The organism is Streptomyces sp. NPDC111628 (assembly GCF_055635195.1).
On sequence record NZ_JBVKBZ010000002.1, the window covers coordinates 448,828 to 469,108 of the forward strand.

At 72.0% G+C, this 20,281-nt stretch carries 16 protein-coding genes; 10 read left to right on the forward strand and 6 right to left on the reverse strand.

The annotated features are described in order from the left end of the window. Nucleotides 1-19: 19 nt before the first annotated feature. The 3 genes from ACZ7MF_RS09835 (at nt 20) to ACZ7MF_RS09845 (ending at nt 4,678) form a co-directional block, all read left to right on the forward strand. On the forward strand, nt 20-1,210 hold the full coding sequence (locus ACZ7MF_RS09835) for a CaiB/BaiF CoA transferase family protein (RefSeq protein WP_471475617.1): 1,191 nt from the start codon (nt 20-22) through the stop codon (nt 1,208-1,210). Nucleotides 1,211-1,221: 11 nt separating this feature from the next. Then, a complete protein-coding gene (locus tag ACZ7MF_RS09840; protein WP_471475618.1) occupies nt 1,222-2,436 on the forward strand; it encodes an acetyl-CoA C-acetyltransferase in 1,215 nt (404 codons plus the stop codon). Between the two features lie 61 nt (nt 2,437-2,497). Beyond that, nucleotides 2,498-4,678: a 3-hydroxyacyl-CoA dehydrogenase NAD-binding domain-containing protein gene (locus ACZ7MF_RS09845; RefSeq protein WP_471475619.1), complete on the forward strand. Its 2,181-nt coding sequence runs from the start codon at nt 2,498-2,500 to the stop codon at nt 4,676-4,678. A 9-nt stretch (nt 4,679-4,687) separates the two neighbouring features. Here the strand turns inward: ACZ7MF_RS09845 and ACZ7MF_RS09850 are convergent, their stop codons facing one another. Then, a complete protein-coding gene (locus ACZ7MF_RS09850; protein WP_471475620.1) occupies nt 4,688-5,395 on the reverse strand; it encodes a MerR family transcriptional regulator in 708 nt (235 codons plus the stop codon). Nucleotides 5,396-5,665: 270 nt separating this feature from the next. Between ACZ7MF_RS09850 and ACZ7MF_RS09855 the strand changes: the two genes are divergently transcribed. Together ACZ7MF_RS09855 and ACZ7MF_RS09860 are read left to right on the forward strand one after the other, a co-directional pair. Beyond that, entirely contained in the window at nt 5,666-7,135 is a 1,470-nt protein-coding gene (locus tag ACZ7MF_RS09855) for an amino acid permease (protein ID WP_471475622.1), read from the forward strand. A gap of 42 nt (nt 7,136-7,177) precedes the next feature. After that, the gene (locus tag ACZ7MF_RS09860; protein WP_471475623.1) at nt 7,178-7,663 is read left to right on the forward strand and encodes a macro domain-containing protein; all 486 of its coding nucleotides are present in this window, start codon (nt 7,178-7,180) and stop codon (nt 7,661-7,663) included. A 38-nt stretch (nt 7,664-7,701) separates the two neighbouring features. Here the strand turns inward: ACZ7MF_RS09860 and ACZ7MF_RS09865 are convergent, their stop codons facing one another. Continuing rightward, a complete protein-coding gene (locus tag ACZ7MF_RS09865; protein ID WP_471475624.1) occupies nt 7,702-9,195 on the reverse strand; it encodes a M1 family metallopeptidase in 1,494 nt (497 codons plus the stop codon). 173 nt (nt 9,196-9,368) lie between these two features. Here ACZ7MF_RS09865 and ACZ7MF_RS09870 point away from each other — a divergent pair, with 173 nt between their 5' ends. From ACZ7MF_RS09870 to ACZ7MF_RS09880, 3 genes are all read left to right on the forward strand, one after another. After that, entirely contained in the window at nt 9,369-9,632 is a 264-nt protein-coding gene (locus ACZ7MF_RS09870; protein ID WP_471475626.1) for a hypothetical protein, read from the forward strand. After that, nucleotides 9,629-10,927 carry a M14 family zinc carboxypeptidase gene (locus ACZ7MF_RS09875; protein WP_471475627.1) on the forward strand — a complete coding sequence of 433 codons (1,299 nt, stop codon included), beginning with the start codon at nt 9,629-9,631 and terminating at the stop codon, nt 10,925-10,927. The genes ACZ7MF_RS09870 and ACZ7MF_RS09875 overlap by 4 nt, the downstream gene beginning before the upstream one ends. Before the next feature lie 80 nt (nt 10,928-11,007). After that, complete coding sequence (locus ACZ7MF_RS09880; RefSeq protein WP_471475628.1) at nt 11,008-12,744, forward strand: BCCT family transporter; 1,737 nt, start codon at nt 11,008-11,010, stop codon at nt 12,742-12,744. Nucleotides 12,745-12,777: 33 nt separating this feature from the next. On the opposite strand, the gene ACZ7MF_RS09885 is transcribed toward ACZ7MF_RS09880, so the two are convergent. Then, nucleotides 12,778-13,740, reverse strand: coding sequence for an FAD-dependent oxidoreductase (locus ACZ7MF_RS09885; RefSeq protein WP_471475630.1), 963 nt, complete (start codon nt 13,738-13,740; stop codon nt 12,778-12,780). Between the two features lie 66 nt (nt 13,741-13,806). On the opposite strand from ACZ7MF_RS09885, the gene ACZ7MF_RS09890 reads away from it, so the two are divergent. Together ACZ7MF_RS09890 and ACZ7MF_RS09895 are read left to right on the forward strand one after the other, a co-directional pair. Continuing rightward, nucleotides 13,807-14,844, forward strand: coding sequence for an oxidoreductase (locus tag ACZ7MF_RS09890; protein WP_471475631.1), 1,038 nt, complete (start codon nt 13,807-13,809; stop codon nt 14,842-14,844). A 13-nt stretch (nt 14,845-14,857) separates the two neighbouring features. Beyond that, complete coding sequence (locus tag ACZ7MF_RS09895) at nt 14,858-16,498, forward strand: ABC-F family ATP-binding cassette domain-containing protein (RefSeq protein WP_471475633.1); 1,641 nt, start codon at nt 14,858-14,860, stop codon at nt 16,496-16,498. Between the two features lie 133 nt (nt 16,499-16,631). Here the strand turns inward: ACZ7MF_RS09895 and ACZ7MF_RS09900 are convergent, their stop codons facing one another. From ACZ7MF_RS09900 to ACZ7MF_RS09910, 3 genes are all read right to left on the reverse strand, one after another. Further along, complete coding sequence (locus ACZ7MF_RS09900; protein WP_471475634.1) at nt 16,632-18,974, reverse strand: Tex family protein; 2,343 nt, start codon at nt 18,972-18,974, stop codon at nt 16,632-16,634. A gap of 115 nt (nt 18,975-19,089) precedes the next feature. Further along, nucleotides 19,090-19,221 carry an LPFR motif small protein gene (locus ACZ7MF_RS09905; protein WP_007389050.1) on the reverse strand — a complete coding sequence of 44 codons (132 nt, stop codon included), beginning with the start codon at nt 19,219-19,221 and terminating at the stop codon, nt 19,090-19,092. 116 nt (nt 19,222-19,337) lie between these two features. Next, the gene (locus tag ACZ7MF_RS09910) at nt 19,338-20,207 is read right to left on the reverse strand and encodes an SCO6745 family protein (protein ID WP_471475636.1); all 870 of its coding nucleotides are present in this window, start codon (nt 20,205-20,207) and stop codon (nt 19,338-19,340) included. Nucleotides 20,208-20,281 lie beyond the last annotated feature (74 nt).

Genomic DNA, 20,281 nt, shown 5'->3' on the forward strand with positions numbered 1-20,281 from the left:
TCACAGAGCTGGGGGCTGAATGCCGGAAGTGAGGACGCCGACGCGGAGCCCGGGCACCGAGGGCCCGCTCGCCGGTGTGCGCGTGGTCGAGCTGGCCGGTATCGGTCCCGGACCGTTCGCCGCCATGCTCCTGGCCGACCTGGGCGCCGACGTCGTGCGCGTCGACCGTCCCGGCGGGCCGGGCCTCGGGATCGACCCCGCCCACGACGTCACCAACCGCAACAAGCGCTCCGTGGTCGTCGACCTCAAGGCCGCGGACGGCCCGGCCCGGGTCCTCGACCTCGCCGCACGCGCCGACGTCCTGATCGAGGGCTACCGCCCCGGCGTCGCCGAGCGGCTCGGCGTCGGCCCCGGGGACTGCCACGCCCGCAACCCGGCGCTCGTCTACGGCCGCATGACCGGCTGGGGCCAGGAAGGTCCGCTCGCCCGGCGCGCCGGGCACGACATCGGGTACATCGCGCTCACCGGCACCCTCGGCATGACCGGCGCCCCCGACGAGCCCCCGGCGGCCCCCGCCAACCTCCTCGGCGACTACGCGGGCGGCTCCCTCTACCTCGTCGTCGGCATCCTCGCCGCCCTGCACCACGCACGGGAGAACGGCACCGGGCAGGTCGTGGACGCCGCCATCGTCGACGGCACCGCCCACCTCTCCGCGATGATCCACGGCATGCTGGCCGCCGGCGGCTGGCAGGACCGGCGCGGCGCCAACCTCCTCGACGGCGGCTGCCCCTTCTACGGCACCTACGAGACCGCCGACGGCCGGTACATGGCGGTCGGTGCGCTCGAACCGCAGTTCTACGCCGAGTTCATGCGGCTGCTCGGCATCCCCGACCTGGCACCGGCCCGCGACGACATGTCCCGCTGGCCCGAACTGCGCGCGGCCGTCGCCGCCCGCTTCAAGTCCCGTACCCGCGACGAGTGGACGGCCGTCTTCACCGACTCCGACGCCTGTACGGCCCCCGTCCTGTCGCTGCGCGAGGCCCCCCACCACCCGCACCTCGCCGCCCGCTCGACCTTCACCGACCACGACGGCATCACCCAGCCGGCCCCCGCACCCCGCTTCTCCGCGACCCCCACCGCCGTCCGCACCGGCCCCGCCCTGCCCGGCGCCGACACCGAGGCCGTGGCCCGCGACTGGGGGCTGCCCCGCGACTGGGGCGGCCCGGCCCCGGCCTCCCTCCCGAACCCCGCAGTGCACAACCCTCAGTGAAAGGCCTGCCAGTGAGCACCGAAGCGTACGTGTACGACGCGATCCGCACTCCGCGTGGACGCGGCAAGGCGAACGGCGCCCTGCACGGCACGAAGCCGATCGACCTGGTCGTCGGCCTCATCCATGAGATCCGTGCCCGTTTCCCCGGCCTGGACCCGGCTGCCGTGGACGACGTCGTGCTGGGTGTCGTCGGTCCGGTCGGTGACCAGGGCTCGGACATCGCCCGTGTCGCGGCGATCGCGGCCGGGTTGCCGGACACGGTGGCGGGGGTGCAGGAGAACCGCTTCTGCGCGTCGGGTCTTGAGGCGGTCAACATGGCCGCGATGAAGGTGCGCTCCGGTTGGGAGGACCTGGTCCTCGCGGGCGGTGTCGAGTCCATGTCCCGCGTCCCCATGGCCTCGGACGGCGGCGCGTGGTTCAACGACCCGATGACGAACCTCGCCACCAACTTCGTCCCGCAGGGCATCGGCGCCGACCTGATCGCCACCATCGAGGGCTTCTCGCGCCGCGACGTGGACGAGTACGCGGCGCTCTCCCAGGAACGCGCGGCCACCGCCTGGAAGGAAGGCCGTTTCGAGCGCTCCGTCGTGCCGGTGAAGGACCGCGCCGGTCTCACCGTCCTCGACCACGACGAGCACCCGCGCCCCGGTACCACCGCCGACTCCCTCGGCAAGCTCAAGCCGTCCTTCGCCGACATCGGCGAGCTGGGCGGGTTCGACGCGGTGGCGCTGCAGAAGTACCACTGGGTGGAGAAGATCGACCACGTCCACCACGCGGGCAACTCCTCCGGCATCGTCGACGGCGCCTCCCTGGTCGCCATCGGCTCCAAGGAGGTCGGTGACCGTTACGGCCTCACCCCGCGCGCCCGGATCGTCTCCGCCGCCGTCTCCGGATCCGAGCCCACGATCATGCTCACCGGCCCCGCACCGGCCACCCGCAAGGCCCTCGCCAAGGCCGGTCTGACCGTCGACGACATCGACCTGGTCGAGATCAACGAGGCGTTCGCGGCGGTGGTCCTGCGCTTCGTGAAGGACATGGGCCTGTCGCTGGACAGGGTCAACGTCAACGGCGGCGCGATCGCGCTCGGCCATCCGCTCGGCGCGACCGGCGCGATGATCCTCGGCACCCTCGTCGACGAACTCGAGCGCCAGGACAAGCGCTACGGCCTCGCCACCCTGTGCGTGGGCGGCGGCATGGGCATCGCCACGATCGTCGAGCGCATCTGACCCCCTCCCGACGGATACGACGGCCACGACGGCCACGACGGATCACCTGGAGCACATCCTCATGAGCACCGAGCCCACCACCATCCGCTGGGAACAGGACGACACCGGCGTCGTCACCCTCGTCCTCGACGACCCCGACCAGTCCGCGAACACCATGAACCAGGCGTTCCGCGACTCCCTGGCGGCGATCACCGACCGCCTGGAGGCCGAGAAGGACTCCGTCCGCGGCGTCATCGTCACCTCCGCCAAGAAGACCTTCTTCGCGGGCGGCGACCTGCGCGACCTCATCCGCGTCACCCCGGAAACCGCCCAGGACCTCTTCGACGGCGGCATGGCCATCAAGCGGAACCTGCGCCGCATCGAGACCCTCGGCAAGCCCGTCGTCGCCGCCATGAACGGCGCCGCGCTCGGCGGCGGCTACGAGATCGCGCTGGCCTGCCACCACCGCGTCGCCCTCGACGCGCCCGGCTCCAAGATCGGCTGCCCCGAGGTCACCCTCGGCCTGCTCCCCGGAGGCGGCGGCGTCGTCCGCACCGTCCGGATGCTCGGCATCACCGACGCCCTGCTGAAGGTCCTCCTCCAGGGCACCCAGTACAACCCGCGCCGCGCCCAGGAGAACGGCCTGGTCGACGAGGTCGCCGACAGCCGCGAGGACATGCTCGCCAAGGCCCGCGCCTTCATCGACGCCCACCCGGAGTCCGCCCAGCCCTGGGACCGGCCCGGCTACCGCATCCCCGGCGGCACCCCGGCCCACCCGAAGTTCGCGGCCAACCTGCCCGCCTTCCCCGCCAACCTGCGCAAGCAGACGAACGGCGCCCCCTACCCGGCACCGCGCAACATCATGGCCGCCGCTGTCGAGGGCTCCCAGGTCGACTTCGAGACCGCCCAGGTGATCGAGGCCCGCTACTTCGTCGAGCTGGCCGCCGGTCAGACCTCGAAGAACATGATCCAGGCGTTCTTCTTCGATCTCCAGGCGGTCAACTCGGGCGCCAACCGCCCCAAGGGCGTCGAGCCCCGCAAGGTCACCAAGGTCGCCGTGCTGGGCGCGGGGATGATGGGCGCGGGCATCGCCTACTCGTGCGCCCGCGCGGGCATCGACGTCGTGCTGAAGGACGTCTCGCTGGAGTCGGCGCTCAAGGGCAAGGCGTACTCCGAGAAGCTGTGCGCGAAGGCCGTGGCGAAGGGCCGTACGAGCCACGAGAAGGCGGACGCGCTGCTCGCGCGGATCACGCCGACCGCCGAGGCGGCGGATCTGGCGGGGTGTGACGCGGTGATCGAGGCGGTGTTCGAGGACACCTCGCTCAAGCACAAGGTGTTCCAGGAGATCGAGCACGTCGTCGCCCCGGACGCGCTGCTGTGCTCGAACACCTCCACGCTGCCCATCACCGCGCTGGCCGAGGGCGTCGAGCGGCAGGCCGACTTCATCGGGCTGCACTTCTTCTCACCCGTGGACAAGATGCCGCTGGTGGAGATCATCAAGGGGGAGCGGACGGGGGAGGAGACGCTGGCGCGGGCCTTCGACCTGGTCCGGCAGATCAAGAAGACGCCGATCGTCGTCAACGACTCGCGGGGCTTCTTCACCTCCCGGGTCATCGGCCACTTCATCAACGAGGGCGTCGCCATGGTGGGGGAGGGCATCGAGCCCGCGTCCGTGGAGCAGGCGGCGGCCCAGGCTGGCTACCCGGCCAAGGTGCTGTCCCTGATGGACGAGCTGACCCTCACCCTGCCCCGCAAGATCCGCGAAGAGACGAAGCGGGCGGTGGAGGAAGCGGGCGGCACCTGGGCGGCGCATCCCGCCGAGGCGCTCATCGACCGCATGGTCGACGAGTTCGGCCGCCCGGGGCGCTCCGGCGGCGCCGGGTTCTACGAGTACGGCGAGGACGGCAGGCGGGCCGGGCTGTGGCCGGGCCTGCGCGAGCATTTCACGAAGCCCGGGTACGAAATCCCGTTCGCCGACATGCAGGAGCGGATGCTCTTCTCGGAGGCGCTGGACACCGTCAAGCTCCTGGAGGAGGGCGTGCTGACCTCGGTGGCCGACGCCAACATCGGTTCGATCTTCGGCATCGGCTTCCCCGGCTGGACCGGCGGCGTCCTCCAGTACATCAACGGCTACGAGGGCGGCCTGCCGGGCTTCGTCGCCCGCGCCCGCGAGCTGACCGACCGCTACGGCGAGCGCTTCACCCCACCCGCCCTGCTGGTGGAGAAGGCGGAGAAGGGGGAGGTCCTCACGGACGGCCGCTGAGCCGCCGGATCATTCACCGGCCTCCTTGTCGAGCCACTCCCGCAGCTCCTCGCGCAGCGACCGCTGGAACGTGGTCAGCAGCGCCTGCACCACGAGCGGGTGCATGTGGGCGGACAGCGACCGCACCTCCGGAGCCTCCCGTTCGGCGACCGCGTCGCGCAGCAGCCGGGACAGGTCGCGCGCGGCGGCGCGGGAGTGCTCCAGGAGGGCGGTGCGGGCGGCGAGGACCGTCTCGGGGGAGAAGGGCACGTCGAGCAGCTCGACACCGAGCCGGAGCAGCCCGACGTCCACCCGGTAGGCGTCGCCGTCGGGCACCACGACGTCCATCGCCCCCAGCCGGTCCACCTCCTCGTCGGTGAGCGGCCGCCCCGCCCGTCTGCCCAGCTCCTCGCGGGTGACCCGCTCCACCGCCTCCGGCGCCCAGGAGGCCACCACCGCGCGGTGGAGCGCCAGGTCGTGGGGGCTCAGGTCGTCCGGCAGCCGCTTGAGATACCGCTCGATGGCGGCCAGCGTCATGCCCTGGTGCTGCAACTCCTCGATCAGCGCCAGTCGGGCCAGGTGCTCCCGGCCGTAGTGCCCCACCCGGCGGGGACCGAGCGCCGGCGGCGGCAGCAGCCCTCTGGTGCCGTAGAAGCGGACCGTGCGCACCGTGACGCCGGCCCGCGCGGCCAGCTCGTCGATCGTGAGGGTCGGCTCCGCGGTGTCGGTCGTCGTCATGTGCAGCAGTATCGCTGTCTCACCAGTGCTGTGAAACCTCTCGCGCACCTGTCGCGCAGCTGTCACACGCCTCTTGCCCGACCTGTGCGGGCCATCGGTGGATCTTGTGAGAAGTCACGCTGTGTGACATGAACCACCGCATGCCCACGCAGCGTCGTGGGAAGGTGCCGTCTTGGTCTGTGCCGCGTCATTGGGTGGTGCGGGCCCGAGACACACGTACGGACGACTCGGGCGCACCCCGCCCGAGCGCACCAGAGAGTGGAACCACCCGTGAGCAAGGACGCCGTCGACACGGCACAGGTCGCCGCCCATCCCCAGGCGACCGGGACCATCCCCGCGGACGCGGGCGACGCCGGTTACAGCAAGGACCTCAAGGCCCGCCACGTCAACATGATCGCCATCGGCGGCGCGATCGGCACCGGCCTCTTCCTGGGTGCCGGCGGGCGCCTGCGCGACGCCGGACCGGCGCTCGCGATCGCCTACCTCGTCGCCGGCGTCTTCGCCTTCTTCGTCGTCAAGGCACTCGGTGAGCTGGTGCTCTACCGGCCCTCCTCCGGGTCCTTCGTGTCGTACGCGCGCGAGTTCCTCGGTGAGAAGGGCGCCTACGTCGCCGGCTGGATGTACTTCCTGAACTGGTCCACGACCGGTATCGCCGACATCACCGCGATCGCGCTGTACACGCACTACTGGAGCATGTTCACGAGCATCCCCCAATGGGCGCTCGCCCTGGTCGCCCTCGCGGTGGTCCTGGCCGTGAACCTCATCTCGGTGAAGATCTTCGGCGAGATGGAGTTCTGGTTCGCGATCGTCAAGGTCGCCACCCTCGTCGGCTTCATGCTGATCGGCATCTTCCTGCTCGCCACCCAGCACGAGGTGAGCGGGCAGACCCCGGGCGTGGGCATGATCACCGACCACGGCGGCATCCTCCCGCACGGCGCGATGCCCGTGGTCCTCGTCATGCAGGGCGTGATCTTCTCCTACGCGGCCCTGGAGCTGGTCGGCGTCGCCGCCGGCGAGACCGCCGAGCCGCACAAAATCGTGCCCCGCGCGGTGAACTCGATCATGTGGCGGGTGGCCCTGTTCTACGTCGGCTCCGTCGTGCTCCTGGCCCTGCTGCTGCCGAGTTCGCTCTACTCGGGCGACGAGAGCCCCTTCGTCACGGTGCTGTCGGGGATCGGTGTGCCGGCCGCCGGTGACGTGATGAACCTCGTCGTCCTCACCGCCGCGATGTCGTCGCTGAACTCCGGCCTGTACTCCACCGGCCGCATCCTGCGTTCCATGGCGATGGCGGGCTCCGCGCCCAGGTTCACCGGCGTGATGAGCCGCAGCCAGGTTCCCTACGGCGGCATCCTGCTGACCTGCGCGGTCTGCGTCCTCGGTGTCGGACTCAACTACCTGGTGCCGAACAAGGCCTTCGAGATCGTGCTGAACGTCGCCTCCCTGGGCATCATCAGCACCTGGGTGATCATCATGATCTGCCACCTGGTGTTCGTCCGCCGGGCGCGTGCGGGCCTGGTCGAGCGGCCGCGTTTCCGGCTGCCCGGCAGCCCCGTCACGGAGATCGTCACGATCGCCTTCCTGCTGGCGGTCGTCGGCCTGATGTGGAACGACGAGGAGGTCGGCCGCAAGACCGTGCTCCTGGTGCCCGTCATCGCGGTGATGCTGGTGGCCGGCTGGTTCGGCGTCCGGCGCCGGGTGGCGCAGCAGGCCGAGCGGGAGCTGTCGACGCCGAGGGGGTAGCGACCCGGGGCCACTGTCAGTGGCACCCTCTACGGTGGCGTCATGTCGGAGATCAGCTATGTCCGGGGTGACGCCACCGCGCCGTCGGTCAAGGGCGTCAAGGTGATCGCCCACGTCTGCAACGACCTCGGCGGCTGGGGCAAGGGCTTCGTCCTGGCCGTCTCCCGCCGGTGGCCGCAGCCGGAGGCGTCCTACCGCGCCTGGCACCGCGACCGCGCGGCCAACGACTTCGGTCTCGGCGCGGTCCAGTTCGTCCGGGTCGAGCCGTACGTGTGGGTGGCCAACATGATCGGCCAGCGCGGCATGAGAACCGGCAGCAAGGGCGTCCCCGTACGCTACGAGGCCATCGGCACCGTGCTCGGCCGCGTCGCCGACAGGGCGGCCGAGCTGGACGCGTCCGTGCACATGCCCCGCATCGGCTGCGGCCTGGCCGGCGGCAAGTGGTCCCGTGTGGAGCCGCTCATATCCGACCGCCTCGCCCGGCGCGGCATCCCCGTGACCGTCTACGACCACCGGGACGCCGCGTAGCCCTTCGCTCAGTGCCCGTCCTCTCAGTGCCCGTCCGCTCAGTGCTCGTGCACGTCGTTCGTCGCGGCGATCTTTTGCCAGGAACGGGGCTGCACGGGCGCGGCCGAGGCCTTCGCGAGGGACCGGGTGCCCGCCGCCGGGGCGTCCGGCTTCGACGGCTGGAACAGCCAGGTGTCGAACAGCGCGGCCAACGGTTTGCCGGACACCTCCTCGGCGTACCGCTGGAAGTCGGCGACGGACGCGTTGCCGTGGGCGTACTTCGCGGGCCAGCCCTTCAGGACGGTGAAGAAGGCGTCGTCCCCGATCTCGTTGCGCAGCACCTGCACGGCCAGCGCGCCCCGGTCGTAGACGGCGCCGTCGAACTGGTTCTCCGGGCCCGGGTCACCGGGCTTCACCGTCCAGAACGCGTCGTCGGCCGGGTGCGAGGCGTACGTGTAGTCGGCCAGTTCCTGCGCCGTGCCCTCGCCCTCGTGCTCGGACCACAGCCACTGGGCGTACCGCGCGAAGCCCTCGTTGATCCAGATGTCCTTCCAGCCGCGCACCGAGACCAGGTCGCCGTACCACTGGTGGGCCAGCTCGTGCACGACGACGGACACGTTCGACCCGTTCGCGAACTGCCGCGGGCTGTAGAACGGCCGGGTCTGCGTCTCCAGCGCGTACCCGGTGGTGGTGTTCGGCACGTAGCCGCCGAGCGCGTTGAACGGATACGGCCCGAAGTACTCGCTCAGCCAGTCCGCGACCTCCCCGGTCCGCTCCACGCTGGCCCGCGCCGCGCCGTCGTTCGCGCCCAGGCCCCTGCTGTAGGCGTTGACGACCGGGATGCCGCCCTCGGTGGTGCCGGTGGTGAGGTCGAACTTCCCCACCGCCAGCGTGGCGAGGTACGTGGCCTGCGGCTGGTCCGAGCGCCAGTTCCAGCGCGTCCAGCCGAGCCGCGAACTCGTCGACTGGAGCGTGCCGTTGGAGATGGCCTGGGTGCCGTCCGGCACCTGCACCGACACGTCGTAGGTGGCCTTGTCGAGCGGGTGGTCGTTGCTGGGGAACCACCAGGCGGCGGCCTCGGGCTCGTTCGCGGCGATGCCGCCGTCCGGAGTGCGGTGCCAGCTGGTGAAGCCGAACGCCTGCTTCGAGGACGGCACACCGCTGTAGCGGACGACGACGGTGAGGGGCGCGCCCTTGTCCAGCGGCTTCCGCGGGGTGATCTCCAGCTCCTGTTCGCCCGACGTCGTGAACGACGCCTTCGCGCCGTTCACCCGCACCTCGCCGACGTCCAGCAGGAAGTCCAGGTTGAACCGCGACAGGTCCGCGGTGGTGCGGGCCAGGATCGTCGCCGTCCCCTCCAGCCGGTCCGTGGCCGGCTGGTACTTCAGGCGCAGGTCGTAGTGCGAGACGTCGTATCCGCCGTTGCCGTAGGCCGGGTAGTAGGGGTCGCCGATGCCCGGAGCGCCGGGGGAGTGGGCCGCCGCCGACGCCGGGATCGCCAGCATGAGGGAGGCGGCGCCCAGTGCGCCCGGCACGATGAATCTGCGGTGCACGAAAGCTCCAAGTCGTAGGGGCACGAGATCCGTTCGGAATCCGTTCGGAGCCTATTCAGCCCCTGAGCGCACCGTCATGTCCACGGCACCCTTGTCACACGATCGCCATCCGGCCGTCATGGGTCGCCCCCGGCCCTCTTATGCGCGGGAGTGGACCGATGTACCGTCCGCGCATGCCGATACGCATGCGCCTCACCCTCCGGAGACCGCTCGCGACGGCGGCCCCGGCCCACCTGTCCGCCGTGCGCGTCGACAAGGGCCTCTTCGGCCCCTGCGCCGACACGCCGACACGCACCTTGGACCGCTCCCGCACGTCGGCCCGCGTACCGTTCGTCGGCGGCACCCCCGCGTTCACCAGGGCCGCCGCCGGTACGAGCGGCACCTGTCCGGCACCCGCGCCGCACCCCACGCACCGCGTCCCGAAGGGAGGCCGATGAACCGCCTGCGCACCCTCACCGCGACCACCGCGGCCCTCGCCGCGTCCCTCCTGGCCCCGTCCCTCCTCACCGCACCCGCCCACGCCGACGGCTCCGCACCCCGTGCGCCCCGTACCGGCTTCGAGCGCACCCACGGCGCCCGCTGGACCACCCAGCCGGAGGAACAGGCCTTCCTGTCCGCCGTCGACCGGGCGAGCGACCGCGTCGCCCTCGACCGCATCGGCACCACGAAGCAGAACCGTCCCCTTCAGCTCGTGACCATCGGCAGGCCCTCCGCCGCCGACAAGGTGCTCCTCGTGTGCAGCCAGCACGGCGACGAACCCTCCGGCCGCGAGGCCTGCCTGACCACCGTGCGGGACCTCGCGTACGCCACCGACCACGCGACCCGGCGGTTCCTCGACCGCACCGCCGTGCTGGTGGTGCCCACCGCCAACCCCGACGGCCGGGCCGCCGACACCCGCGGCAACAGCGACGGCGTCGACGTCAACCGCGACCACCTCGCCCTGGCGACGGCCGAGGCCCGCGCCCTGGCCGCCGTCGTCCGCGACGAGCGCCCCGACGTCATCTACGACCTGCACGAGTACGGCGCCACACCCCCGTACTACGACAAGGACCTCTTCGACCTCTGGCCCCGCAACCTCAACACCCGCACACCGGTGCACGACGAGGCCCGCACCCTGTCCGGCGCGTACGTCCGCCCCGCCGCCGAGGGCGCCGGGTACTCGACGGGCACGTACGGCATCTGGACCGACCCCGAGACCGGCGACCCCGTCAAGCAGACCGCAGGCGACGGCCAGGAACGCATCCTGCGCAACATGTCCGGCGTGAAACACGCGGTCGGCCTGCTCATCGAGAGCCGTGTCGACGCCCTCACGGACGCCGAGCGCGAGGACCCGGCCCGCAACCACCGGCGCCGGGTGGACTCCCAGCTCGCCGCCCTGGACGGCCTGTTCCGCTTCGCGGACCTGCGGCGCGGACGCGTCGAGGCGGCCACGGACGCCGCCCGCCGGGCGGGCCTGTCCGATGCCGGACCCGTCTACCTGGGCGGCGCGGACAACGACCCGGCCGAGGCCTCCGAGGTGCTCCAGGACCCGCCCTGCGGCTACCGGCTGACCCCCGCCCAGTACCGGGACGTCGGGGACGAACTCGCCCTGCACGGTGTACGGGCGCGCCCGACCGGGGAGAAGGGCGCCTACGTACCGCTGCGCCAGTCACAGCGTGCCCTGGTGCCGCTGCTCCTGGACGAGCGCGCGACGTACCACGTGACGGTGGGTGAACCGGACACCCGCTGCTGAGGAGGTGAGTTCCGCGTCTTACGTGGTAAGGGCGTAGCGGAGGAGTATTTTCGGCCTGATCGACTTGAAAGGTGCCGCCTGTGACGCAGGACCGACCAAGCGACAAGGAAGAGCACGACAGAGGCGCGCTCCCGGGTTCGGAAGCGGGCCTGCCGGGGCGCGAGCACAGGCCCCGGACCGACCGCGTCGTCTTCGGCGTCACGGCCGTCCTGACCCTGGCGTTCGTCGTCTGGGGCGCCGCCGCCACCGACTCGCTGGAGGACGTCTCCAGCAGCATGCTCGGCGGCCTGCTGCACAACGGCGGCTGGGCGTTCACGCTGGCCGCCTCCGGCTTCGTGGTCTTCGCGCTCTGGCTGGCGGCCAGCCGCTACGGCCGCATCCACCTGGGGGCCGAGGGCGAGGAACCCGAGTTCAAGACCGTGTCATGGGTCGCCATGATGTTCAGCGCGGGCATGGGCATCGGCCTGATGTTCTACGGCGTGAGCGAGCCGCTCGCGCACTACACCACGCCCCCGCCCGGTACCAGCCCGGCCGACTCCGGCGACCGCATGGCCACGGCCATGGCCACCACCCTGTTCCACTGGACCCTCCACCCGTGGGCGATCTACGCGGTGGTCGGCCTCGGCATCGCCTACAGCACCTTCCGCAGGCGCCGCAGGCAGACCATAAGCGCGGTGTTCACCCCGCTCATCGGCGAGAAGCACGCCAACGGCAACGGCGGCCGGGTCATCGACATCCTGGCCATCATCGCGACGATCTTCGGCTCCGCGGCCTCCCTCGGCCTCGGCGCCCTCCAGATCGGCTCCGGCATGGAGAAGCTCGACTGGATGGACAAGGTCAGCACCGGACTGCTCGTCGGCATCATCGCGGTGCTGACGGTGGCGTTCGTGGCCTCCGCGATCTCCGGCGTCGAGAAGGGCATCCAGTGGCTGTCCAACACCAACATGGTGCTGGCGCTGCTGCTCGCCCTCTTCGTGTTCATCGCGGGCCCGACCATCCTCATCCTCGACCTGCTGCCCACCTCGGTCTTCGCCTACCTCGGCGACCTGCCCCAGATGGCCGGCCGCACCGAGATCAGCGGCGGCAAGGGGGTCGCGGACTGGCTGGGCAGCTGGACCGTCTTCTACTGGGCCTGGTGGATCTCCTGGACGCCCTTCGTCGGTATGTTCATCGCCCGCATCAGCCGGGGCCGGACGATCCGTCAGTTCATCGGCGGCGTCATCCTGGTGCCCAGCACGGTCAGCCTGATCTGGTTCGCCATCTTCGGCGGCTCGGCGATGCGGCTGCAGGAGCAGAACCGGCTGGGCGACGACTCGACCCCCGAGGGTCAGCTCTTCGGCGTGCTCCAGGAGTACCCGATCGCCACCGCCAGCAGCCTGCTGGTGATGATCCTCGTCGGCATCTTCTTCGTCTCGGGCGCCGACGCGGCCTCCATCGTGATGGGCACGCTCTCGCAGAAGGGCGCGCTCGAACCCAGCCGCTGGGTGGTCGTCGTCTGGGGCGTGGTGACCGGCGCCGTCGCGGCCATCATGCTGCTGATCGGCAGCGGCGAGGCGGACGCGCTCACCGGCCTGCAGAACCTCACGATCCTCGCGGCGGCGCCGTTCGTCATCGTGATGATCTTCATGTGCGTCGCGCTCATGCGCGACCTGCGGCGTGACCCGCTCATGGTGCGCGGCGAGATGGCCAACGAAGCCGTCGAACTGGCCGTCATCGAGGGCCACAAGCAGTACGAGGGCGAGTTCGAGATCCGGATCGGTCCCGGCCCCGGTACGGAAGTGGAGGGCGACCCGATCGGCAAGCACCACGAGGACTGACCCCTCGCGGGCCCGCCGACCGGAACACGGGCGTCAGGAGGCGAGCCGGGCCGCCTCCTGCGCGCAGCCCCAGGCCACGGTGACGCCCGCGCCGCCGTGGCCGTAGTTGTGCACCAGCCGCCGCCCGTCCGGCAGCGTGGCGCGCTCCAGCCGGACCGCGTCCCGGGCGGGCCGCAGCCCCACCAGGTGCGCGAGCACCCGCGCCCCGGCGATCTCGGGACGCAGGGCCGCGCACCGCCGCACGATGGCCTCCGCGACCGCCGGGTCCGGCTCGGTCGACCAGGCGTCGTCCTCGGCCGTCCCGCCCAGCAGGAGCCGCCCCGGCTGCGGAAGGAAGTACGTCGTCTCCCCGGAGTCCGCGTCGGCCGAGACCAGCCAGGTGTGGATGCCGGGGTTCTCCACGACGACCAGCTGCCCGCGCACCGGCCGCACCGCCGGGTCCGGCACCAGCTCGCGGGCGCCGAGGCCGGTGCAGTTGACCACCACCGGCGCGTCCGCCTCGGCCAGGTCGGTCACCGCGCGGTCCTCCACCGTGCCGCCCGCCGCCACCAGCCGCTCCCGCAGCCACGGCAGATGAGTCGACATGTCGATGAGCGGCAGCCGTGCCCACAACCCCGTCCCGGCGTACTCGGCGGCGCTCGCCGCACGCAGCCCCGGCAGCCGGGCCGCGGCCCACCCGTCCACCTCGTCCAGGCCGGTCTCGCCGAGCACCCCTTCGAGCATGCGTACGCCGGTCTGCTCGGGCCGGGCCGCCAGTTCCTCGTAGACGTCCAGGGAACGCAGCGCCCAGGCCTGTGCCAGCGCGACCGGCTCGATCCGGTACGGCCACCACAGCCCGCCCGCGACCACCGAGGTGGTCCGCTCCGCGGGCTCCCGGGTCCACAGCCGCACCCGTCTGCCCCGCTCGGCGAGGACGACGGCCGTCGTCAGCCCGATCACCCCGCCGCCGACCACGACGACTTCGCCATCCCGCTCGTCATCCAGTTCGGTTTCCACACCAGGACGTTAACCGAACACCCGACGGCGTGCTCCAAGAGGCCCGGCCGAGGGAATACTCACCGCATGGCTGCCGAGTACGCGACCTTCGGTCTGGCCCCGGCGACGCGCGCCGGCCAAGTCCACGCCGACGGCGACGTCCAGGTCCACCGCGACTTCATGGACTTCGTCGTCGACGGACGCCCCCTGCTGTTCCGGCTCTCCGACCTGGACGCCGTCTCCCCGCTCGCCTCCGACGTACCGCCCGCCATCTTCACCGCGCAGGTCCGCGGCCTGCTCCTGGAGGCCGACGCGCCGCTGCCCGGCGGCCGGTACGTCATCTACGGCTGCCCCGAGTGCGCCGACCTGGCCTGCGGCGCGGTGACCGCCGTGATCCTGCGGGACGGCGACGACTTCGTCTGGCGGGACTTCGCCTGGCAGACCGCTGAACACGCCGACCTGGAGCTGAACGCCTACCACGGCATCGGCCCCTACCGCTTCGCCGGCGCCGAGTACCGCGCGGCCCTCGCCACCCTGCTCGACGGCTCCGCGCACCCCGGGCGCCGGGTCCTGCTCATCGGCGCCCGCGTCGCCCTGCTCGCGCGGCTCGCCGCGGCGCTGCGCACCATCGGCATCGGCGCCGACATCACCCAGGACGCCCGCGACGTGCCGGCCGACGAACTGCGGACCTACGACGCCGTCGCCTTCGGCCGCGCGGTCACCGGGGAACAGCGCGCGTCCGTAGGCCGCGCCTTCGCGGACGCCGGGGTGGACGTGGCCCACGTCGACGGCCTCGCCCCGATCGTCCCGGTGCTGGTCGCCCAGATCGAGCACGCTCTGGCCCCGGGCCCGGCCGAAGGCCGCCGCCTGACCCGACTCACGGCGAGCACCGCGGGGGCGGACGTCGAGGTCACCTCGCCCTGCCGGGTGCGCCTCACCGCGTACCGCCTCGACCGCCTCCACCGCACGCACGTCCACGAGGTCTTCGACGGCGTACTCGAACCGGGCGCCCACCGCGTCGCCCTGGACGCGGGCGCGCTGAAGGGGGAGTCCTTCGTGGTGGCGCGGACGCCGGGAAGCGTACTGGTGACCGCGGTGACCGGGGGCGCGCCGGGCCGCGGCTAAAATCTACGGTCTGATGACTGCCACCCTCGTCGCCAAGAACCTCGCCGCCGGCCACGGCGACCGCTCCCTGTTCACCGGGCTCGACCTCGTCGTCGCACCCGGCGACGTCATCGGTCTCGTCGGGGCCAACGGCGCGGGGAAGTCCACCCTCCTGCGGATGCTCGCCGGGCTGACCAACCCGGAGGACGGCGAGCTGCGCCTGTCCCCGCCCACCGCCACCGTCGGCCACCTCCCGCAGGAGCCGGAGCGCCGCCCCGGCGAGAGCGTGCGGGAGTTCCTGGCCCGCCGCACCGGCGTCACCGATGCCCAGCGTGCCATGGACGAGGCCACCCAGGCCCTGGTCGACGGCGCCCCGGGAGCCGACGACGCCTACGCCACCGCCCTGGAACGCTGGCTGGGCCTCGGCGGCGCCGACCTCGACGACCGGGCGGAGGAGACCGCCGACGCGCTGGGCCTGACCGTCGGCCTGGACCAGCCCATGACGTCCCTGTCCGGCGGACAGGCGGCCCGCGCCGGTCTCGCCTCCCTCCTCCTCTCCCGCTACGACGTCTTCCTGCTCGACGAGCCGACCAACGACCTCGACCTGGACGGCCTGGAGCGCCTCGAACGCTTCGTGACCGGCCTGCGCGCCGGCACGGTCGTCGTCAGCCACGACCGCGAGTTCCTCACCCGCACCGTCACCAAGGTCCTCGAACTCGACCTCGCCCAGCGGCAGATCAACCTCTACGGCGGCGGCTACGAGGCGTACCTGGAGGAACGCGAGGTGGCCCGCAGACACGCCCGCGACGAGTACGAGGAGTACGCCGACAAGCGGGCCTCCCTCCAGGACCGGGCCCAGACGCAGCGCGCCTGGATGGACAAGGGCGTCAAGAACGCCCGGCGCAAGGCGGGCAACGACAACGACAAGATCGGCCGCAAGTTCCGCAGCGAGGCCAGCGAGAAGCAGGCCGCCAAGGCCCGCCAGACCCAGCGCATGATCGAACGCCTGGATGTCGTCGAGGAACCGCGCAAGGAATGGGACCTGCGCATGGAGATCGCCTCGGCGCCCCGCTCCGGCGCGGTCGTCGCCACCCTGCGCGACGCCGAGGTGCGGCGCGGCGACTTCGTGCTCGGTCCGGTCACCCTCCAGATCGACTGGGCGGACCGGGTGGCGGTGACGGGAGCCAACGGCGCGGGCAAGTCCACGCTCCTCGGCGCCCTCCTGGGCCGCGTCCCCCTCGACGCGGGACACGCGGCGCTCGGCTCCGGCGTCCTGCTCGGCGAGGTCGACCAGGCCCGCAAGCTGTTCCACGGCCCCGAGAGCCTGCTGGACGCCTTCCGTCCCGCCGTCCCCGACACGGAGCCGGCGGAGATCCGCACCCTGCTGGCCAAGTTCGGCCTCAAGGCGGATCACGTCACCCGCCCGGCGTCGAGCCTCTCACCCGGCGAGCGCACCCGGGCCGCCCTCGCCCTCCTCCAGGGGCGGGGCGTCAACCTGCTGGTCCTGGACGAGCCGACCAACCACCTCGACCTGCCGGCCATCGAGCAACTCGAATCGGCCCTGGACGCCTACGAGGGCACGCTCCTCCTCGTCACCCACGACCGCCGCATGCTGAACGCGGTACACGTGACCCGCCGCCTGGAGGTAACGAACGGCAAGGTCACAGAACGCTAGCTGCGGGCAGTCGTGCCGCTGGGGCGGCACGGGTGGGCGGTGGGGGTACCTCCCAGGCCGTTCAGGCACTGGGGGAGGCACCCCGCGACGCCGGGCTGCGCACCCACCCCCGCCCGCCACAGCTGCCGGAGCCCTACGCCAACCCGGCCCGCCGCAACGCGTCCGCCATCGCCCCGTTGGACGCGGCAGGCGCCGACGAGGACCTCCCCTTACCGCCACCGCCGGAGGCACCCCGCTGCTGCCGCTGCCGAGGAGGCTTCCCCCCACGCTCCTTCTTCGGCTCCCCCTGCGCAGCAGCCTCGTCGTCCAGCCGCAACGTCAACGAGATCCGCTTCCGCGGAATGTCGACGTCCATCACCTTCACCTTCACGATGTCCCCGGGCTTCACCACGTCCCGCGGATCCTTCACGAACGTCCTCGACATCGCGGACACGTGCACGAGCCCGTCCTGATGCACACCGACGTCCACGAACGCCCCGAACGCGGCGACGTTCGTGACGACACCCTCCAGCACCATCCCGGACGCCAGGTCGGAGATCTTCTCCACGCCCTCCTTGAAGGTGGCCGTCTTGAAGGCGGGCCGAGGGTCGCGCCCCGGCTTCTCCAGCTCCCGCAGAATGTCCGTGACCGTCGGCAGACCGAACGTCTCGTCCACGAACCGGTCCGGCTTCAGCGACCGCAGCACCGACGTGTTGCCGATCAGGCCGGTCACCTCCTGCCCGGCGGTCCGCACCATCCGACGCACCACGGGGTACGCCTCCGGGTGCACGCTGGACGAGTCCAGCGGGTCGTCGCCGCCCCGGATCCGCAGGAAGCCCGCGCACTGCTCGTACGCCTTGGGGCCGAGCCGGGACACCTTCTTCAGCGCGGTCCGCGACGCGAACGGCCCGTTCGCGTCGCGGTGCGCCACGATGTTCTCCGCGAGCCCGGAGGTGATGCCGGAGACCCGGGCGAGCAGCGGCGCGGAGGCCGTGTTGACGTCCACCCCCACGCCGTTCACACAGTCCTCGACCACCGCGTCCAGCGAGCGGGACAGCTTCACCTCGGAGAGGTCGTGCTGGTACTGGCCGACGCCGATCGACTTCGGGTCGATCTTCACCAGCTCGGCCAGCGGGTCCTGGAGCCGCCGGGCGATCGACACCGCGCCGCGCAGCGAGACGTCCATGTCCGGCAGTTCCTGGGAGGCGAAGGCGGAGGCCGAGTACACGGAGGCGCCCGCCTCGGACACCATCACCTTGGTGAGCTTCAACTCGGGGTGCTTGGTGATGAGTTCACCGGCGAGCTTGTCGGTCTCACGGGAGGCCGTGCCGTTGCCGATGGCGATCAGGTCGACCGTGTGCTCCTTCGCCAGCCGCGCCAGCCTGGCGATCGCCTCGTCCCACCGGTTGGCCGGGACGTGCGGGTGGATCACGTCCGTGGCCACGACCTTGCCGGTCGCGTCGACCACGGCGACCTTCACACCGGTACGGAAACCGGGGTCGAGGCCGAGCGTCGCCCGGGTGCCCGCCGGGGCGGCCAGCAGCAGGTCGCGCAGATTGACGGCGAACACGTCGACCGCCTCGTCCTCAGCGGCGGTGCGCAGGCGCAGCCTGAGGTCGATGCCGAGGTGGACCAGGACGCGGGTGCGCCAGGCCCAGCGGACGGTGTCGACCAGCCACTTGTCGGCCGGCCGGCCGCGGTCGGCGATCCCGAACCGGCTCGCGACGATCGCCTCGTACGAGGACGGGCCCTCGGTGGGCTCCTCGGGCTCCAGGACGAGGTCGAGCACGTCCTCCTTCTCGCCGCGCAGCATCGCGAGGACGCGGTGCGAGGGCAGGTCGGTGAACGGCTCGGCGAAGTCGAAGTAGTCGGCGAACTTGGCGCCGGCCTCCTCCTTGCCGTCCTTGACCTTGGCGGCGAGCCGCCCGCGCGTCCACATCCGCTCGCGCAGCTCGCCGATCAGGTCGGCGTCCTCCGAGAACTTCTCCGTGAGGATCGAGCGCGCCCCGTCCAGGGCGGCCTGCGGATCGGCCACGCCCTTGTCGGCGTCGACGAACGCGGCCGCCGTGGCCTGCGGGTCCACCGACGCGTCGGCGAGCAGTCCCTCGGCCAGCGGCTCAAGACCCGCTTCGCGCGCGATCTGCGCCTTCGTCCGCCGCTTCGGCTTGAACGGCAGGTAGATGTCCTCCAGCCGCGCCTTGGTCTCGGCCGCGCGGATGCGCGCCTGAAGCTCCTCGGTGAGCTTGCCCTGCTCGCGGACCGAGTCGAGGATCGCCGCGCGCCGCTCCTCCAGCTCCCGCAGATAGCGCAGCCGCTCCTCGAGCGTGCGCAACTGCGCGTCGTCGAGCATCTCGGTCGCTTCCTTGCGGTAGCGGGCGATGAAGGGCACCGTCGAGCCGCCGTCGAGCAGCTCGACCGCGGCCTTCACCTGCCGCTCCCGTACGCCGAGCTCGTCGGCGATCCTGCTTTCGATGGACCCTACGTCGGGTGTCGTCACGATCCCGTACCGCCTTCTCACTGAGGTTGCGCGGCAATTGTGGCAGGTGGCACCGACAATCGGGGATCAGGGCACTGTCCCGGCCGGTCGGGAACCGGCGGGGGAGGGGCCGGGATCAGACCCGGCGGCCCCGGGTGGCGGACGAGGCCCCGCCGAAGAGCCGGGCCAGGGCCCGGAAGGGAAGCGTCACCACGGTGGCGACTGCGCCACCGATCTGGCGCAGTACGTCTGCGATGGCACGGAACACGAGTTGCCCCTTTCGTCTCCCGGCCGCCCCGGCCGGGAGACGTACGGGTACCTCCGTACCGGCTCCGCATGCCCGTTCGTGCGCCTCCGGGCGCGCCCGGGCGTGTCGGCGGCGCCTCAGCGCTTGGCGAGCAGGTCCGCGGGGAAGGCACCCGCCCCGAGCGCCGCACGCGCGAAAACCGACCCGAGTTCCGTCAGGCGCGCCACGCCCTCCGCGCCCAGGTGCGCGTAGGGGGCCGTGTCCAGCCGGTCGGTCTCCCGCTCGATCCCCTCGCGCAGGGCCGTGCCCGCCTCGGTCAGCTCGCCCGCCGCGTCGACCACCCCCCGCTCGCGCAGCCGGCCGGTGGCCGCGTCCCACTCCTCCTGGGTCCAGCCCCGCGTGGTGAAGATCCACTTCGGTGCCATGCCCTTGCCGGTGGCGGTGTGCGTCACCAGCGCCTCCAGGCCGTCCAGCCCCGCCGTCATCAGCGCGGCGAGATGGCCGTCGCCGCGGTGCTCGCGCAGCAGGGTCGCCGCGTGCCAGAACGCCAGGTGGGGCGCGTCGGGCACGGGCAGGTCCGCGTGGGCCGAGTAGAGCGGGCGGGCGCTGCGCGTGCAGCCCTCGGTGGCGCGCAGCGCCAGCTCGGCCGCCTCCGCCATCCCGGCCGACGCCACGGCCTCCTCGCCCAGCAGGCGGCGCAGCGTCGCGTCGACGGCGCGCAGCCGTGCCGCCAGGGCCTGCTCGGGGGTGACCTTCTCCCACACGGCGGGCACGTGCCGGGCGACGAGGTCGTGCTTGTAGTTGTAGAACGCCGCCGTCACGGCACCGGCGCCGACCGGACCCAGCGCGGCGGCGCGCGCCGCGAAGTTGACGGCCGGGGCGTCGGTGACTCCGAGGGCGCCCAGTTCCCGGCCCAGGTCGGGGGAGAAGTAGTGCGTCGAGTGCAGTGAGTTGAGCGCGTTGTGGCAGCGGCGGCCCGCGCGTGCGTCGATGGCGGCAGTTGTCATGCCACGCACGTTACCAACCGCTCAGTACGGTGCTTCGGGCCCGCGGGACCCATGGCAGGAAAGGAGGGGTTCTC

What these genes read in the sequence shown, in the direction of transcription:
- ACZ7MF_RS09835 (WP_471475617.1), top strand. Translation starts at nt 20, where the DNA reads ATGCCGGAAGTGAGGACGCCGACGCGGAGCCCGGGCACCGAGGGCCCG.
- ACZ7MF_RS09845 (WP_471475619.1), top strand. Translation starts at nt 2,498, where the DNA reads ATGAGCACCGAGCCCACCACCATCCGCTGGGAACAGGACGACACCGGC.
- ACZ7MF_RS09850 (WP_471475620.1), bottom strand. Translation starts at nt 5,395, where the DNA reads ATGACGACGACCGACACCGCGGAGCCGACCCTCACGATCGACGAGCTG.
- ACZ7MF_RS09860 (WP_471475623.1), top strand. Translation starts at nt 7,178, where the DNA reads ATGTCGGAGATCAGCTATGTCCGGGGTGACGCCACCGCGCCGTCGGTC.
- ACZ7MF_RS09870 (WP_471475626.1), top strand. Translation starts at nt 9,369, where the DNA reads ATGCCGATACGCATGCGCCTCACCCTCCGGAGACCGCTCGCGACGGCG.
- ACZ7MF_RS09875 (WP_471475627.1), top strand. Translation starts at nt 9,629, where the DNA reads ATGAACCGCCTGCGCACCCTCACCGCGACCACCGCGGCCCTCGCCGCG.
- ACZ7MF_RS09890 (WP_471475631.1), top strand. Translation starts at nt 13,807, where the DNA reads ATGGCTGCCGAGTACGCGACCTTCGGTCTGGCCCCGGCGACGCGCGCC.
- ACZ7MF_RS09895 (WP_471475633.1), top strand. Translation starts at nt 14,858, where the DNA reads ATGACTGCCACCCTCGTCGCCAAGAACCTCGCCGCCGGCCACGGCGAC.
- ACZ7MF_RS09910 (WP_471475636.1), bottom strand. Translation starts at nt 20,207, where the DNA reads ATGACAACTGCCGCCATCGACGCACGCGCGGGCCGCCGCTGCCACAAC.